Source organism: Pseudomonas sp. PK-RTE-24, assembly GCF_054052265.1.
The window spans coordinates 2,025,645-2,040,946 of sequence record NZ_CM133224.1; the positions used below are offsets into that span (position 1 = coordinate 2,025,645).

Genomic DNA, 15,302 nt, shown 5'->3' on the forward strand with positions numbered 1-15,302 from the left:
CGAACAGGAGTCACCGCACCATGAGCCGCGCCCCAGACACATGGATTCTGACCGCCGACTGTCCCAGCGTCCTCGGCACGGTGGACGCGGTCACGCGTTTTCTGTTCGAGCAGGGCTGTTATGTCACCGAGCACCACTCGTTCGATGACCGCCTCTCCGGGCGTTTCTTCATTCGCGTGGAATTCCGTCAGCCCGACGGCTTCGACGAACAATCCTTCCGCGCCGGGCTGGCCGAGCGCGGGCATGCGTTCGGCATGCTCTTTGAGCTGACCGCGCCGAACTACCGACCGAAAGTGGTGATCATGGTCTCCAAGGCCGATCACTGCCTCAACGACTTGCTCTATCGCCAGCGCATCGGCCAGTTGTCGATGGACGTCGCGGCGGTGGTGTCCAACCATCCGGATCTCAAGCCGTTGGCCGACTGGCACCAGATTCCCTACTACCATTTCCCTCTCGACCCCAACGACAAACCGGCGCAGGAGCGTCAGGTCTGGCAGGTGATCGAAGAGGCCGGTGCCGAACTGGTGATCCTCGCCCGCTACATGCAGGTGCTATCGCCGGAGCTGTGCCGCAAGCTCGACGGCAAGGCGATCAACATTCATCACTCGCTGTTGCCGGGCTTCAAGGGCGCCAAGCCTTATCACCAGGCTTACAACAAGGGCGTGAAACTGGTGGGCGCGACGGCGCATTACATCAATAACGACCTTGATGAAGGGCCGATCATTGCCCAGGGTGTCGAGGCGGTGGATCACAGTCATTACCCCGAGGATCTGATTGCCAAAGGGCGGGATATCGAAGGCCTGACCTTGGCGCGGGCGGTTGGGTATCACATCGAAAGACGAGTTTTTTTGAACGCCAACAGAACCGTCGTTCTCTAGATCGCTTTCGCGAGCAGGCTCGCTCCCACAGGGTATGCATTCCAATGTGGGAGCGAGCCTGCTCGCGAAGGGGCCGTAACAAACAACGCAAGACCAACAAGCAATACCCGAGCACTCAACGCGCTGCCCAACCGGGGCAACGCAGTTCCATAAAAACAACAGCGAGGTGAAAGCATGTCTGGCAATCGTGGTGTGGTGTATCTCGGCGCTGGCAAGGTCGAAGTACAGAAAATCGACTACCCGAAAATGCAGGACCCGCGCGGTCGCAAGATCGAGCATGGGGTCATTCTCAAAGTGGTTTCCACCAACATCTGCGGCTCCGACCAGCATATGGTGCGCGGCCGGACCACGGCGCAGACCGGTCTGGTGCTGGGGCACGAGATCACCGGTGAGGTGATCGAAAAGGGCTCCGACGTCGAAAACCTGAAGATCGGCGATCTGGTCTCCGTTCCGTTCAACGTGGCTTGCGGGCGCTGCCGTTCCTGCAAAGAGCAACACACCGGCGTCTGCCTGACCGTCAACCCGGCCCGTGCCGGCGGCGCATACGGTTACGTCGACATGGGCGACTGGACCGGTGGCCAGGCTGAATACGTGCTGGTGCCGTACGCCGACTTCAACCTGCTGAAACTGCCGGATCGCGACAAGGCCATGGAGAAAATCCGCGACCTTACCTGCCTCTCCGACATCCTCCCGACCGGCTATCACGGCGCGGTTACTGCCGGTGTTGGCCCGGGCAGCTCCGTGTACATCGCCGGCGCCGGTCCGGTCGGCCTGGCCGCTGCCGCTTCCGCACGTTTGCTCGGTGCTGCGGTGGTGATTGTCGGCGACGTCAACACCATCCGCCTGGCCCACGCCAAGGCCCAGGGCTTTGAGGTCGTCGACCTGTCCAAAGACACCCCGCTGCACGAACAGATCGCCGCGCTGCTGGGCGAGCCGGAAGTCGATTGCGCGGTGGACTGCGTTGGCTTTGAAGCACGCGGCCACGGCCACGACGGCGTCAAGGCCGAAGCCCCGGCCACGGTGCTCAACTCACTGATGGGCGTGGTGCGCGTTGCCGGCAAGATCGGTATCCCCGGCCTGTACGTCACCGAAGATCCGGGCGCCGTCGACGCTGCCGCGAAAATGGGCAGCCTGAGCATTCGCTTCGGCTTGGGCTGGGCGAAATCCCACAGCTTCCACACTGGGCAAACTCCAGTGATGAAGTACAACCGCCAACTGATGCAGGCGATCATGTGGGATCGCATCAACATCGCTGAAGTAGTCGGCGTGCAAGTGATCAGCCTCGATCAGGCGCCAGAAGGTTACGGCGAGTTCGATGCGGGCGTGCCGAAGAAGTTTGTGATTGATCCGCATAAGTTGTTCAGTGCGGCGTAAGTTCTACCCATGTAAGAAGGGCAGCCGATCGGGCTGCCCTTTTTTGTTCTGAACACGATCAGTTATTTAAAGGCGCATTTGCGGGCGTCACCATCCTTGGTTGCACACTCATCACCATTCCAATTGCTACCGGTGGCTTGAACCGGAGTGTCGTTTCTGTAGCCAGCCGAGACGCCAAGGTCTGCCTCACCTTCGTATCGGCAGATGACAACTGAATTAGCAGTGTCTTTATCTTTAAGTCGGGCAGAAGTGAAGGTTACATCTTCGGCGCCTTGCGCATGAGTCACTGATATCGTTGGGCAGGTTGCAGCATAGGCAGTACTCATCATGGTCAGACCAAGCAGGGCGCCAGTGACAATTTTCAACTTCATCTTTTCGTACTCCGTTACGTAATTGGAGTGGAGATATTCACTTGCATCGTTATGACTGCCAACTGTCAGATCTGACAGTTGGTTAGTTCCAATCGAAATAAATAGTCGGGTTTTCAGTGTGAAGTCGAATAGTGAAGTGGCTATTCAACGATTGAACAATTCATTTAGGTGAGTGCGTAGAGAAGGGGATGCGCGGCGAGGAACATGCCGCCCAATACCCGGTCAAACCGGCAGTTTCGTCGCCGTTGTCCGGCGGCTGCTTTTCCCAAGAGGATGTCTGAATGAAGATTTCACGCGGTTTTGCCTTGGCATCGCTCCTGACCCTGGCCGCCGGGCCGGTGTTTGCCGGGTTCAGTTTGAACGACGTGGCCGGTGCGGTAGCGGGGATGCAAGGTGGTGACAAGGCGGCCGCTGCAGCGCCGACTTCGGAGACCGCTGGTTTGTTGAGTGCTTTGAGTGCGCTGGACGTCACGCCGGAGCAGGCCGTTGGCGGTACCAGTGCGATGCTTGGGCTGGCGAAGAATCAGTTGAGCAGCACCGACTACTCGCAACTGGCCAAGGAAGTGCCGGGCATCGACAAACTGTCCGGTGGCAGCGGCAATCTGGCGGCGCTCGGGGCTTTGCTCGGTTCGTCCGGCAAGTCCGCAGGTCTTGAAAATGCGCTGGGCAATGTCAAAGACACTAACGACCTGAACAACGCGTTCAGCGCGCTGGGCATGGACAGCGGCATGATCGGCCAGTTTGCCCCGGTGTTGCTGCAATATCTCGGTCAGCAGGGCGTCGGTGGTTCGCTGTTGAGCAGCCTGGGCAGCATCTGGGGCACCGGCACCGGCACTTGAGTCAGCCGCGCTCGTTGCGCAGCTCGACGATGCGCTGATCCTTCTCGGTCCAGAGCTGGTTGACCCAGTTCTGGACGCGCTGGCGAAACGCCGGATCTTTCTCGTAATCGCCCTGCCACAGCGCCGGGTCGAGTTCGCGGGTCCTGATGTCGATGATCACTCGCGGCACGTTGCCGCTGATCAGGTCCCAGAAGCCCGGGATCTTTTCCTGCGGATACACCACCGTCACGTCGAGCATCGCGTCGAGCTGTTCACCCATCGCCGCCAGCACGAACGCCACGCCGCCGGCCTTGGGTTTGAGCAAGTGGTTGAACGGTGATTCCTGCTGGGTGCTTTTCGCCAGGGTGTAGCGCGTGCCTTCCAGATAATTCACCACCGTCACCGGCTGGCGCTTGAACAGCTCGCACGCCGCTTTGGTGATTTCCAGATCCTTGCCTGCCAGCTCGGGGTTCTTTGCCAGAAAGGCTTTGGTGTAGCGCTTCATGAACGGGTAATCCAGCGCCCACCACGCCAAGCCCAGGAACGGCACCCAGATCAGCTCTTTCTTCAGAAAGAACTTGAAGAACGGCGTGCGCCGGTTGAGGGTCTGGATCAGTGCTGGAATGTCGACCCACGATTGATGGTTGCTGACCACCAGATAGGACGTGTCGCGGCGCAGATCGTCGCCGCCGCGAATGTCCCATTGCGTCGGGATGCACAGCCGGAAGATCAGCTTGTCGATTTCGGCCCAGGTCTCGGCGATCCACATCACCGCCCCCGATGCGTAATCCCGCCAGCGCCCGGGTGCGACCAGTTTGAGCAGGGCAAACACCATCAATGGCCCGATCAGGATCAGGGTGTTGAGCAACAGCAGCAGGGTGACGAAACAGCCGGTGAGCAGGCGGCGCATAAGCAACTCTATGAAGTGGCAGGGGCGAGCCATGATAAGCAGCTTCGCGCGACAGGCCAAATCGGCGCTGACGAATGTTTCACTTTTTGCCGGGTATGCTTCGCTCAAGATTGGATCTGAATGCACTGGCCTCTTCGCGAGCAGGCTCGCTCCCACAGGGGAATGCATTTCAAATGTGGGAGCGAGCCTGCTCGCGAAGAGGACCGAAGCGAACGAATAACTCGGCGCGTGTCTAAAACTCCAGTCCGCCGCCCTCAATTTCCAAGGAAGCCCCTTACGTGAAATCCCTCCTTGCTCTGTTTGCCCTCGTCGCGCTGCCGGTCATGGCCGCCGAGCCGACGCTGTACGGTCGCTACGAATACATCGCGCTGCCGGAAATCGGTGGCGAAGTGCTCAAGGCCAAGATGGACACTGGCGCGCTGACCGCCTCGCTGTCGGCCAAGGACATCGAGACCTTCACCCGTGATGGCGAAGACTGGGTGCGTTTTCGCCTCGCCACCAAGGACGCCAGCAACAAGGTTTTCGAGCACAAGGTCGCGCGGATCAGCAAGATCAAAAGCCGTTCCGACGAGGACGATGAAGAGCGCGACAGCAGCGATGTCGCCAAGCGCCCGGTGGTCGATCTGGAACTGTGCCTGGGCAACGTCAAGCGCACCGTCGAGGTCAATCTGACCGACCGCAGCCACTTCAACTATCCGCTGCTGATCGGCGCCAAGGCTTTGCGTGAGTTCGGCGCGGCGGTCAACCCGGCACGGCGTTACACCGCCGACAAGCCTGACTGCTAAGTGGTCTGATTGACGTAACCCCGGGCTTGGGGCACCGTTCGCGCACTAACTGCCACGGGCTCGGACGCCATGCCGCACATCCTGATTGTCGAAGACGAAGCGGCGATTGCCGACACACTGATTTTTGCCTTGCAGGGCGAGGGGTTCAGCACCACGTGGCTGAACCTCGGCGCGGCGGCGCTGGAGCATCAGCGGCAAACCCCGTCCGACCTGATCATTCTCGATATCGGTCTGCCGGACATCAGTGGCTTCGAAACCTGCAAGCAGTTGCGGCGCTTCACGGAAGTGCCGGTGCTGTTTCTCAGCGCCCGCGACGCCGAGATCGACCGCGTGGTGGGTCTGGAGATCGGTGCCGACGATTACGTGGTCAAGCCGTTCAGCCCGCGTGAAGTGGCGGCGCGGGTCAAAGCCATCCTCAAACGCATGGCGCCGCGCGCAACCCTGGAAGCAGGCTCAACGCTGTTTCGCATCGATGCCGAACGCGTGCAGATCAGCTATCGCGGCCAGCCGCTGAGCCTGACCCGCCATGAATTCCGCTTGTTGCAATGCCTGCTCGAACAACCTGAGCGGGTGTTCAGCCGCGAGCAATTGCTCGATGCGCTGGGCGTAGCGGCAGACGCCGGTTACGAACGCAGCATCGACAGCCACATCAAAAGCCTGCGCGCCAAGTTGCGCCTGGTGCGCGCCGAAGCCGAGCCGATCCAGACCCATCGCGGCCTCGGTTACAGCTATAGCCCGGGGCACAGCTGATGTCGCTGGGGCTGCGGATCTTTCTGGTGTACGTGCTGTTTGTCGGCCTGACCGGTTATTTCGTCCTCAACACGGTCATGGAAGAAATCCGCCCCGGCGTGCGTCAGTCCACCGAAGAGACGCTGGTGGACACCGCCAACCTGATGGCAGAAATCCTGCGCGACGATTTCAAGGCCGGCACCCTCAGCGAGAACCGCTGGCCGCAACTGCTCCGTGCCTATGGCGAACGGCAGCCGCAAGCGACCATCTGGGGCTTGCCGAAGAACCAGGTCAACCACCGCATCTACGTCACCGACGCCAAGGGCATCGTCGTGCTCGACTCCAGCGGCGTCGCGGTCGGCCAGGATTATTCGCGCTGGAACGATGTTTACCTGACCCTGCGCGGCGAGTACGGCGCGCGCTCCAGCCGCAGTGATCCTGATGATCCGAGCTCTTCAGTGATGCACGTCGGTGCACCGATCCGCGACAACGGCAAGATCATCGGCGTGGTCACCGTGGCCAAGCCCAACAGTTCGCTGCAGCCCTACGTCGATCGCACCGAGCGGCGTTTGCTGTTTTACGGCGCCGGACTGATCGGCCTCGGCCTGCTCTTCGGTGCTTTGCTCTCATGGTGGCTGAGCCGCGCGCTGCACCGTTTGACCGGTTATGCCCAAGCGGTGAGCGAAGGCCGGCGCGTGGAAGTGCCGCACTATCGCGGCGGCGAACTGGAGCAACTGGCGACGGCGGTCGAGCAGATGCGCACCCAGCTCGAAGGCAAGGCCTACGTCGAGCGCTACGTGCACACCCTGACCCATGAATTGAAAAGTCCGCTGGCGGCGATCCGGGGCGCAGCGGAGCTGCTGCAAAGTGATATGCCGGCCGTCCAGCGTTTGCGCTTTGTCAGCAACATCGACAGCGAGAGTGCGCGGATGCAGCAGTTGATCGAGCGCCTGCTCAACCTGGCGCAAGTCGAACAACGCCAAGGGCTGGAAGAACGGGTGGCAGTACCGCTGGCGCTGTTGGTCGCAGAACTGCTCAAGGCGCAGGCCGCGCGGATCGAGGGCAAACAACTGCGCGTCGAGCAAGCGATCGGCGAGGATCTGCTGTTGATTGGCGAGCCGTTTCTGCTACGCCAGGCGTTGGGCAATCTGCTTGAGAACGCGCTGGATTTCACCCCGGCGCAGGGCCTGTTGCGCTTGAGCGCCGAGCGGGTTGGCGAGCAGATCGAGTTCCGCCTGTTCAACCAGACCACGCCGATTCCCGATTACGCCTTGCCGCGTCTGACCGAACGCTTCTACTCGTTGCCGCGCCCGGACAGCGGACGCAAGAGCACCGGGCTGGGGCTGAACTTCGTTGAAGAAGTAGTCAAGTTGCATGGCGGGATGATGCGCATTGGCAATGTCGAGGGCGGGGTTGAGGTGGTATTGCGCTTGCCGTGAGACCCAGTTGCTGCCTTCGCGAGCAGGCTCGCTCCCACAGGAGAATGCATTCTCCACACAATCTCCATATTCCCCCCACACTCCCACCACAGCGCATCAGCAGACTCCCCCCATCCAAACAGGGAGAGTCCCATGAACAAGAATCTGACCATCAAGCTCGGCGCGATTGCCTTGTTGATCCTGCTGTTGCTGATACCGCTGTTGATGATCGACGGCATCATCGACGAACGTCAGCAACTGCGCGACGGTGTGCTCGAAGACATCGCGCGCAGCTCCAGTTACAGCCAGCAGCTGACCGGGCCGGTGATGGTAGTGCCATATCGCAAGGTGGTGCGCACCTGGAAAACCAACGAGAAAACCAACAAGCGCTACGAGGAGATCGGCGAAGCGCGCGGGCGTCTGTACTTTCTGCCAGAGCGTTTTGAACTCGACGGCCAGGTGCAAACCGAACTGCGCAAACGCGGCATTTACGAGGCGCGACTGTTCCACGCCGACAACCGCATCGATGGGCATTTTTCCCTGCCGGCGCAGTTGGGCATCAAAGAGAACTTTGCCGATTACCAATTCGACGCGCCGTTCCTGGCTGTGGGTATCAGCGATATTCGCGGCATCGAAAACGCGCTGAAACTCGAGCTCGGCGGCCAGCAACTGGACTTCGTGCCCGGCAGCGAAGTGGCCTGGATCGGCGAGGGTGTACACGTCACTCTGCCGGCGCTCGACGCCAGCAAAGCCACGCAACTGACCTTCGGTTTCGACCTGCGCCTGCAAGGCACCGGCTCGCTGCGAGTGGTGCCGGTGGGCAAGACCAGCAGCGTCAGCCTCGCCGCCAATTGGCCGCACCCCAGCTTCGTCGGCAACTTCCTCCCGGCCAAGCGCGAGATCAACGATCAGGGTTTCAGCGCCGACTGGCAGACCTCGTTTTTCTCCACCAACCTGCAAGAGGCAATGGAGCGCTGCGTCGCTGGCGACTGTGATGCACTCAACGGGCGCAGCTTCGGCGTGAGCTTCATCGATCCTGTGGATCAGTACCTGAAGAGCGACCGGGCGATCAAATACGCGCTGCTGTTCATCGTCCTGACATTCGCCGGTTTCTTCCTCTTCGAAGTGCTCAAGAGCCTCGCGGTGCACCCGGTGCAATATGCCTTGGTCGGTGTCGCGCTGGCGTTCTTTTACCTGCTGCTGTTGTCGCTGTCGGAACACATCGGTTTTGCGCTGGCGTATCTGTTGTCGGCGAGTGGCTGCGTGTTGCTGATCGGCTTCTATGTCAGCCACGTCCTGCGCAGCGCGCGGCATGGCTTGAGTTTTTCGGCGGGGCTGGCGGCGCTGTATGGCCTGCTGTACGGATTGCTAAGTGCCGAGGATTACGCGCTGCTGATGGGCTCGCTGATGCTGTTCGGTCTGCTCGGGGTGTTCATGGTGCTGACGCGCAAACTGGACTGGTACGGGATTGGTTTGAAGCCGGCCAGGCCGCTGGAGTTTGACGTGGAGGCGATGCAATGAGCGGGTTGCGAGCTGAGCGCAGGGAAGTGGCGGTTCTGCTGACGCTGATTGTTGCAGCGCTGCCGCCAGAACCGAGGTGGTGCCATCGCTGGCAAGCCAGCTCCCACATGATATATGCCGACACACAGGTCAGCGGTCTGTCCCGATTCAATGTGGGAGCTGGCTTGCCAGCGATGGGGGCAGATCAGGCGCCGCAGAATCAGGGCTTGGGCATTGTCGCCACCATGGACGGTCGCTGACTCACTTCAAAATACCAGTTGGCCAGTTGCGGATTGGCTGCACGCCAGTCCATGTCCGGGAAACGCAGATCCAGATAGCCCAGTGCGCAGGCCACGCTGATCGCCGCGACATCGAAATGGCTGGTCAGCTCGGCAATCGCTTCGTTCTCCAGCACGGCGAGGGCGCGGCGGATCTTGTCGCGCTGGGCGTCGAGCCATTCGTCCCAGTGTTTTTCCACCGGGCGCAGCACAGTTTCATAACGCACCATCACCGAGGCATCCATGATCCCGTCAGCCATCGACGCCAGGGTCAGGCGCCGCCAGCGCGCCGCACCTTCACGGGGGATCAGCGGATTGCCGACGTGCTGCTGATCGAGGTATTCGAGGATGACGCGGCTGTCATGGATGACATTGCCGTCGGCCAGGCGCAGGGCGGGGATCTTGCTCAGCGGGTTGTCGGCAATCAGCGCCGGGTTCGGGCTGACCGGGCTGAGCACGCAGTCCTGCAGCGCGACACGATCCTGCTGACCGGTTTCGTGCAGCAGCACCATGACTTTGCGGACAAAGGGCGACAGGGTGTTGTGGTACAGGGTCATGCTGGGGGCGGACATGGCAAGGTCTCGATCAGGACAATGATCGGGCAGCATAGCCTGCTCGCGTCCGGCGCAGAACCCATGTGGGAGCGAGCCTGCTCGCGAAGGCGTCGGACAGTCGACTTTGATGTTGAATGTCCGGGCGCTTTCGCGAGCAGGCTCGCTCCCACAAGGGATTCTCAGCTTCGCGGCAGAAAACCTCTTATCGCCAGAAATGCCGGCACGCCAAGCCCGACCCAGCTCAACGCATCCCAGATTCCATCCCCCAGCAACGCCGCAAACAGCCCCGCCGCACTGAGCAAGGCGATCACGATCGGTGTGCTGAAAACCTTCCAGAAACTCGACTGACGCGGCTTCATGCCGAGGCCTCCGCCGTTTCCAGAACAGGCTTGGCCGCCTTGCGCCGCACTACCCAAAGATAAACGCCACTGGCCAGCACGATGATCGTCAGCACATCCAGCGTCGCCCAGAGAATCTTCATCGGCATGCCGCCGTAGTCACCAAAGTGCAGCGGTTGCGACATGCCCATGGCGTCCATGTACCACGGCCGTTCGGCCACGGCGGTGACTTGCAGCGTCGTGGCGTCGATCAGCACCGGCGTCAGCAGGTGCGAGGTCAGGTGCGTGCCGCCCTTCATGAATACCGAGTAATGGTGCTCGCTGGAAAAGCGTGTGCCGGGGAAGGCGATGAAATCCGGTTTCATCCCCGGTGCGACTTCCTCGGCGATGTCGAGCAGCCGCGTGGCCGGCGCCAGTTGAGTCAGCGGCGGCGCATCGCGATACGGCGCGATCAGGGTGGTCAGCGCGTCGTTGCGCCAGGCGGCGATGAGCAGGTCGGCGCAGGCGCTGATCACCCCGGTCACGCCCACCACCAGGCACCAGGTCAAAGTGACGACGCCGATCAGGTTGTGCAGATCGAGCCAGCGCAGTCTTGTCGACTTGTCCTGGCGCACGGTGCCAAATTTCAAGCGGCGCATGAACGGCAGGTACAGCACCGTGCCGGAGACGATCGCCACGACAAACAGCAGCCCCATGAACGCCAGCAGCAGCTTGCCCGGCAGCCCGGCGAACATGTCGACGTGCAGACGCAGGATGAACAGCATCAAACCACCGTTGGCCGAAGGGGTTTCCAGCGCTTCGCCAGTGCGAGCATCGAGCATGAAGGTGTGCGAAGAGTTCGGCTCGGTGTCGGCAGTCCTGGCCATGATCGCGAACGCCGCGTTCGGCTCTTCGTCGTCATAACCGAAGTACTGCATGACTTCGCCCGGGCGATGTTTCTGCGCGGCATCGACCAGTTGCTGCAGGTCGAGTTGCGGCGTGTCGGCCGGCATCTCGCGCAGCTCCGGGGCGTTGCCCAGCGCGTGATCGATCTCGTGGCTGAAAATCAGCGGCAGACCGGTCAGCGCCAGCATCAGCAGAAACACCGTGCAGATCAGGCTGGTCCAGGTGTGGATGAACGACCAGCGGCGGATGGTTTTACTTTTCATTGCATGACCTTCAAAAACACCAAAGCCGCCCGGTACGGACGGCCTGGGAACAGGGCCTGTTTCAGCTCACTGGCTTACCACTTGTAAGTGGCGCTGGCGACGACACTGCGCTGGTCGCCGTAGTAGCAGTAGAAGCTGTCGCAGGTGGAAATGTAGTCCTTGTCGAACAGGTTGGTCGCATTCACCGCCAGCGACGCACCTTTGAGGCTGTTGTCCAGACGGCCGAGATCATAATGCACGCTGGCGTCGAACACGGTGTAGGCGTCAGCCTTGCCCAGCCAGGTGTTGGCCTTGTCGCCGTAGGTGTTGCCGGTGTAGCGCACGCCGGCACCGATACCGAAACCGTCGAGCACGCCGGCGTGCCAGGTGTAGTCGGTCCACAGCGAGGCTTGTTGGTTGGGCATCAGTTGCAGACGATTGCCCTTGTCGACGCCTTTCTGCACTTCGGATTTGGCCAGGGTGTAGGCGGCGATGACTTTGAGGTTGTCGGTCACATCCGACACCGCTTCGAGTTCCAGGCCTTTGACCTTCACTTCGCCGGTCTGGCTGGTCACCGAAACGTTGTTGACGAAGGTGTTCACCGCGACGTTCTTCTGGGTCAGGTCATACACGGCGGCGGTCAGCAGGGTCTTGCTGCCCGGAGGCTGGTACTTGATTCCCAATTCCCATTGCTTGCCTTCGGTTGGCTTGAGCGAGCCGGTCGAGGTGGCATCGGCGCCCGTGGTCGGCTGGAACGATTCGGCGTAGGACAGGTACGGCACGAAGCCGTTATCGAAGACGTAACTGAGCGCCGCGTTGCCGCTGAATTTCTTGTCACGCTGGGTGTTGGTCGCATCGCCCTTGTTGAAGAATTCAGTGCTGGTGTGCACCCAGTCTTCACGGCCGCCGAGGGTCAGGCGCCACTGATCGAGAGCCATTTGGTCCTGCACGTAGAGGCCGGTCTGGTAGGTCTTCTGGTTGTAGTCGTAAAACGCGGTGGAGCGTGCTGGACGTACGATCGGCTGGCCGTAGATCGGGTTGATGACGTTGGTTTGCAGACCATCGCCAAAAATCGAGGTGTAGTTGGTGTTGCTGCGCTGGTGATCCAGACCCAGCAGCAAGGTGTGGCGAATGTTGCCCGTGGCGAAGTCGGCCTGGAAGTTGTTGTCCACGGCGAACTGGCTGATGTCTTCGTCGACGCTGGTGCTGGTGCGGCCGACGTTGCCCTCTGCATCCACGGTGGTGAACGGGTAGGAACCGGGGGTCAGCGACTGGAACGACAGGTCCGACTTGGTGTAGCGCAGGTTCTGCTTGAACTGCCAGACATCGTTCAACCGATGTTCGAAGGCATAACCCAGCGCGTAGTAGGTGCGGTCGTAGTATTCCCAATCCGGATCGCCGAGATTCTTGTGATGGGAAATATCACCGAGCGGCGATTTGATCTTCGTGCCTTGGATCGGCAGAAACTGGCTGGTGATGCCGGTGTCATCGCGGGTGAACTGGCTCAGCAGGGTGAGTTTGGTGTCGTCGTCGATGTTCCAGGTCAGGCTCGGCGCGATGTTGTAGCGCTTGTTGTCGACGTGGTCGACCTGGGTGCCGCTGTCGCGCACCACGCCGCTGAGGCCATAGAGAAACTGCCCGGCCTCATCGATCTTGCCGGTGCTGGCGAAGTTGATCTGGCGGTGATTGTCGCTGCCGTATTGCAACTGGATTTCGCTGCTGGCTTCAGCGCTCGGGCGGCGGCTGACCATGTCGAGCAAACCGCCCGGCGGGGTCTGGCCGTACACCGACGAAGCCGGGCCACGCAGCAGGGCGAGGCGGTCGAGGTTCCAGGTTTCCTGTTTCGGGTTGGCGTACACGCCTTTGGGCAGCGGCAGGCCATCGAGGAACTGGGTCGGCTCGAAACCGCGTACGCGCAGCCAGTCGGCACGGGTGTCGCTGCCGTAGCTGCTGGCGGTGATGCCCGGCATGTAGCGCACGGCGTCATCGAGGCTGTGCACGCTGCGGTCGTCCATTTGCTGGCGGGTCGCCACCGAAATCGAACGCGGTGCTTCGACCAGCGCAGTGTCGGTCTTGGTGCCGGCGGCGGTGCGAGTCGCGGTGTAGCCTTCGACCGGGCCCCAGGCGCTTTCGAAGTTTTCCACGCCGATGACCGAAGTTTCCGGCAGGGCCAGCGTGCCTTCCGGCACGGCCACCAGGGTGTAAGTGCCGGCGCTGCTCTGTTCCAGTTGCAGACCGGTGCCGCGCAAAGCCGCGCGCAGGGCGCCGGCGGCGTCGTACTGGCCGTTGACCGGCGCCGAGGTTTTGCCGGCGGCCAGCGCAGGATTGAGCGACAGGGCGAGGCCGCCCTGGCTGGCGATCTGGTTCAGGGTGGTCGACAGCGGCGCCGCCGGCAGGTTGTAGGCGCGCACGCTGGACGCTTGCTCAGCGGCGAGCAACGGGCTGCTGATCAGCGGCGTGCCGAAAGCGATGGCAAAAGCCAGCAGACTGGGGCGCAACAAGGTGTCTGGCGAACGGGACATACGGCGGCTCCTGAATGGAAATATTTCTCAATTGCCTGTGTGCCGGACGAGATTGGAAAAGTGATAGGGCTGGGTGGAAATTCTTTTTTGCAGGAAATGGTTGTGCGGCTGATGGCGCCTTCGCGAGCAGGCTCGCTCCCACAGGTGATCGCATGCCAATGTGGGAGCGAGCCTGCTCGCGAAGGCGGTTTTCCTGCCGACGCATTACTCAGGCTTGATATCAGCCTTCGCCACGGTGACCCAATACGGCGTATGCCGCTCGATCTGCACTGGCAGAGTCGGCAGCAAAGCACTCAGCGCCTTGTCGGTATCGTGCAAAGGAAAGCTGCCGGTAATGCGCAGATCGGCCACTTCCGGCGCCACGCCCAGATGGCCACGACGATAGCGCCCCAGCTCGTGCACCAGATCGCCCAGCCGTGCGTTGTCCACCACCAGCATGCCGCGCGTCCAGGCATCGGTGCCTGGGGCGAGGGCGGCAATCGAGCCCAGCCCGTCACTGCGCAGCAACACCTGCTGGCCTTCGCGCAGAATCTGTTCTTGCGGGTTGGCCTGGGCATGGGCCGCGACCGCCGACTGCAACACGCTCAGGCGGGTGCCATCGTCCTCGCGCTTGACCAGAAAGCGCGTGCCCAGCGCGCGCATGCTGCCTTCGCGGGTTTCGACGATAAACGGCCGCGCATCGCCATGCCCGGTTTCGACGAGGATTTCGCCTTCCTGCAACACGATCAAGCGGCGCTTGTCATCGAAATGGACGTCGACCGCGCTGTGGGTATTAAGGTTGAGCAGGGTGCCGTCGGACAGGCGCACGCTGCGCTGTTCACCGGTGGCGGTGCGTTGATCGGCGAGCCAGTAATCCAGCGGCAGATAGCGCTCGCTGACAAACAGTCCCAGCCCGAGGATCACCACGACACTGGCCAGCCCGCTGCCGAGTTTTCGCACGCGCCGACGGATGCCTTCGCGCGATTGCAGCAACGCACTTCGGGCCGGGCCTTTGGCGACGCTGAAACGCTGATCGAGCATGCCCAACTGGCGCCACGCGCGGGCGTGTTCCTCATGGGCCGCATGCCACTTGGCGAATTCCTCGCGCTCCAGCGCGGTGCTCGAGTCGAGGGTCAATTGCCAGGCAATCGCCGCGTCCAGCACATGCGCCGGCACCGGGCGCGAACTGGCCGCCGTCATGTCGGCTCACCGTACAGGGCGATGTAACACTGGCGCAGGCCTTGCGCCAGATACTGCCGCACGCGCGGCACTGACACGCCGAGTTTGCCGGCGATCTCGCCGTGGCTGAGGCCGTCGAGGCGGTTATACAGGAAGGCCGCACGAGCCTTGGTCGACAACTTGCCGAGCAGGCGATCGATGGCCTTTAGGTCGTCGAGGATCATTTGCTGTTCTTCCACCGACGGCTGTTCGTCTTCGGGGATCAGCATCAGTTCGGTGAGGTAGGCCTGTTCCAGCGCGGCGCGGCGGAAGTAGTCAAACAACAGGCCTTTGGCGATCGCCACCAGAAATGCCCGAGGTTCGCGCGGCGTCAGCAGTTCGTCGCGGTTGAGCAGGCGCACGAAGGTGTCCTGGCTCAGGTCCTCGGCACGCTGCGGACACGCCACATTGCGCCGCAACCACGCCAGCAGCCAACCGCGATGGTCGCGATACATCGCACCGACGAGCTCACTGTGGGGGTTGGGCACTGACGACACCGGACA

General features: G+C 61.6%; 15 protein-coding genes. 7 read left to right on the forward strand and 8 right to left on the reverse strand.

Annotated elements, in window-relative coordinates:
- Positions 1-20: 20 nt before the first annotated feature.
- Complete coding sequence (purU, locus tag ACV8MC_RS08960) at positions 21-878, forward strand: formyltetrahydrofolate deformylase (RefSeq protein ID WP_150636841.1); 858 nt, start codon at positions 21-23, stop codon at positions 876-878.
- A gap of 174 nt (positions 879-1,052) precedes the next feature.
- Positions 1,053-2,252, forward strand: coding sequence for a formaldehyde dehydrogenase, glutathione-independent (gene fdhA, locus ACV8MC_RS08965; protein ID WP_016772834.1), 1,200 nt, complete (start codon positions 1,053-1,055; stop codon positions 2,250-2,252).
- 62 nt (positions 2,253-2,314) lie between these two features.
- Here fdhA and ACV8MC_RS08970 read toward each other — a convergent pair whose 3' ends face one another.
- Positions 2,315-2,623 carry a hypothetical protein gene (locus ACV8MC_RS08970; protein WP_056786558.1) on the reverse strand — a complete coding sequence of 103 codons (309 nt, stop codon included), beginning with the start codon at positions 2,621-2,623 and terminating at the stop codon, positions 2,315-2,317.
- A gap of 281 nt (positions 2,624-2,904) precedes the next feature.
- On the opposite strand from ACV8MC_RS08970, the gene ACV8MC_RS08975 reads away from it, so the two are divergent.
- Positions 2,905-3,462, forward strand: coding sequence for a DUF2780 domain-containing protein (locus ACV8MC_RS08975; protein WP_016772837.1), 558 nt, complete (start codon positions 2,905-2,907; stop codon positions 3,460-3,462).
- A 1-nt stretch (position 3,463) separates the two neighbouring features.
- Here ACV8MC_RS08975 and ACV8MC_RS08980 read toward each other — a convergent pair whose 3' ends face one another.
- Entirely contained in the window at positions 3,464-4,351 is an 888-nt protein-coding gene (locus ACV8MC_RS08980) for an acyltransferase (RefSeq protein WP_256808042.1), read from the reverse strand.
- A gap of 278 nt (positions 4,352-4,629) precedes the next feature.
- Between ACV8MC_RS08980 and rloA2 the strand changes: the two genes are divergently transcribed.
- The 4 genes from rloA2 to creD all read left to right on the forward strand — a co-directional run bounded on the left by rloA2 (position 4,630) and on the right by creD (position 8,804).
- Positions 4,630-5,136, forward strand: a complete 507-nt coding sequence (gene rloA2, locus ACV8MC_RS08985; RefSeq protein ID WP_016772839.1) for a retropepsin-like aspartic peptidase RloA2 — start codon at positions 4,630-4,632, stop codon at positions 5,134-5,136.
- Positions 5,137-5,205: 69 nt separating this feature from the next.
- The gene (gene creB, locus ACV8MC_RS08990) at positions 5,206-5,886 is read left to right on the forward strand and encodes a two-component system response regulator CreB (RefSeq protein WP_252877021.1); all 681 of its coding nucleotides are present in this window, start codon (positions 5,206-5,208) and stop codon (positions 5,884-5,886) included.
- Positions 5,886-7,304, forward strand: coding sequence for a two-component system sensor histidine kinase CreC (creC, locus tag ACV8MC_RS08995; protein WP_457265059.1), 1,419 nt, complete (start codon positions 5,886-5,888; stop codon positions 7,302-7,304). Before creB ends, creC begins: the two co-directional genes overlap by 1 nt.
- 132 nt (positions 7,305-7,436) lie before the next feature.
- Positions 7,437-8,804, forward strand: a complete 1,368-nt coding sequence (gene creD / locus ACV8MC_RS09000) for a cell envelope integrity protein CreD (RefSeq protein ID WP_256808045.1) — start codon at positions 7,437-7,439, stop codon at positions 8,802-8,804.
- A gap of 199 nt (positions 8,805-9,003) precedes the next feature.
- On the opposite strand, the gene ACV8MC_RS09005 is transcribed toward creD, so the two are convergent.
- The 6 genes from ACV8MC_RS09005 to ACV8MC_RS09030 all read right to left on the reverse strand — a co-directional run bounded on the left by ACV8MC_RS09005 (position 9,004) and on the right by ACV8MC_RS09030 (position 15,254).
- Complete coding sequence (locus ACV8MC_RS09005) at positions 9,004-9,633, reverse strand: glutathione S-transferase (protein ID WP_095181385.1); 630 nt, start codon at positions 9,631-9,633, stop codon at positions 9,004-9,006.
- A gap of 161 nt (positions 9,634-9,794) precedes the next feature.
- Entirely contained in the window at positions 9,795-9,974 is a 180-nt protein-coding gene (locus ACV8MC_RS09010) for a hypothetical protein (protein WP_016772844.1), read from the reverse strand.
- Positions 9,971-11,101, reverse strand: coding sequence for a PepSY-associated TM helix domain-containing protein (locus ACV8MC_RS09015; protein WP_122692409.1), 1,131 nt, complete (start codon positions 11,099-11,101; stop codon positions 9,971-9,973). The genes ACV8MC_RS09010 and ACV8MC_RS09015 overlap by 4 nt, the downstream gene beginning before the upstream one ends.
- 74 nt (positions 11,102-11,175) lie before the next feature.
- A complete protein-coding gene (locus ACV8MC_RS09020) occupies positions 11,176-13,602 on the reverse strand; it encodes a TonB-dependent siderophore receptor (RefSeq protein WP_252886902.1) in 2,427 nt (808 codons plus the stop codon).
- Positions 13,603-13,806: 204 nt separating this feature from the next.
- Positions 13,807-14,781 (reverse strand): FecR domain-containing protein, encoded by a 975-nt coding sequence (locus tag ACV8MC_RS09025; protein WP_252886901.1) that lies wholly within the window; start codon positions 14,779-14,781, stop codon positions 13,807-13,809.
- Positions 14,778-15,254: an RNA polymerase sigma factor gene (locus ACV8MC_RS09030; RefSeq protein ID WP_457265545.1), complete on the reverse strand. Its 477-nt coding sequence runs from the start codon at positions 15,252-15,254 to the stop codon at positions 14,778-14,780. Before ACV8MC_RS09030 ends, ACV8MC_RS09025 begins: the two co-directional genes overlap by 4 nt.
- Between the last annotated feature and the right edge of the window lie 48 nt (positions 15,255-15,302).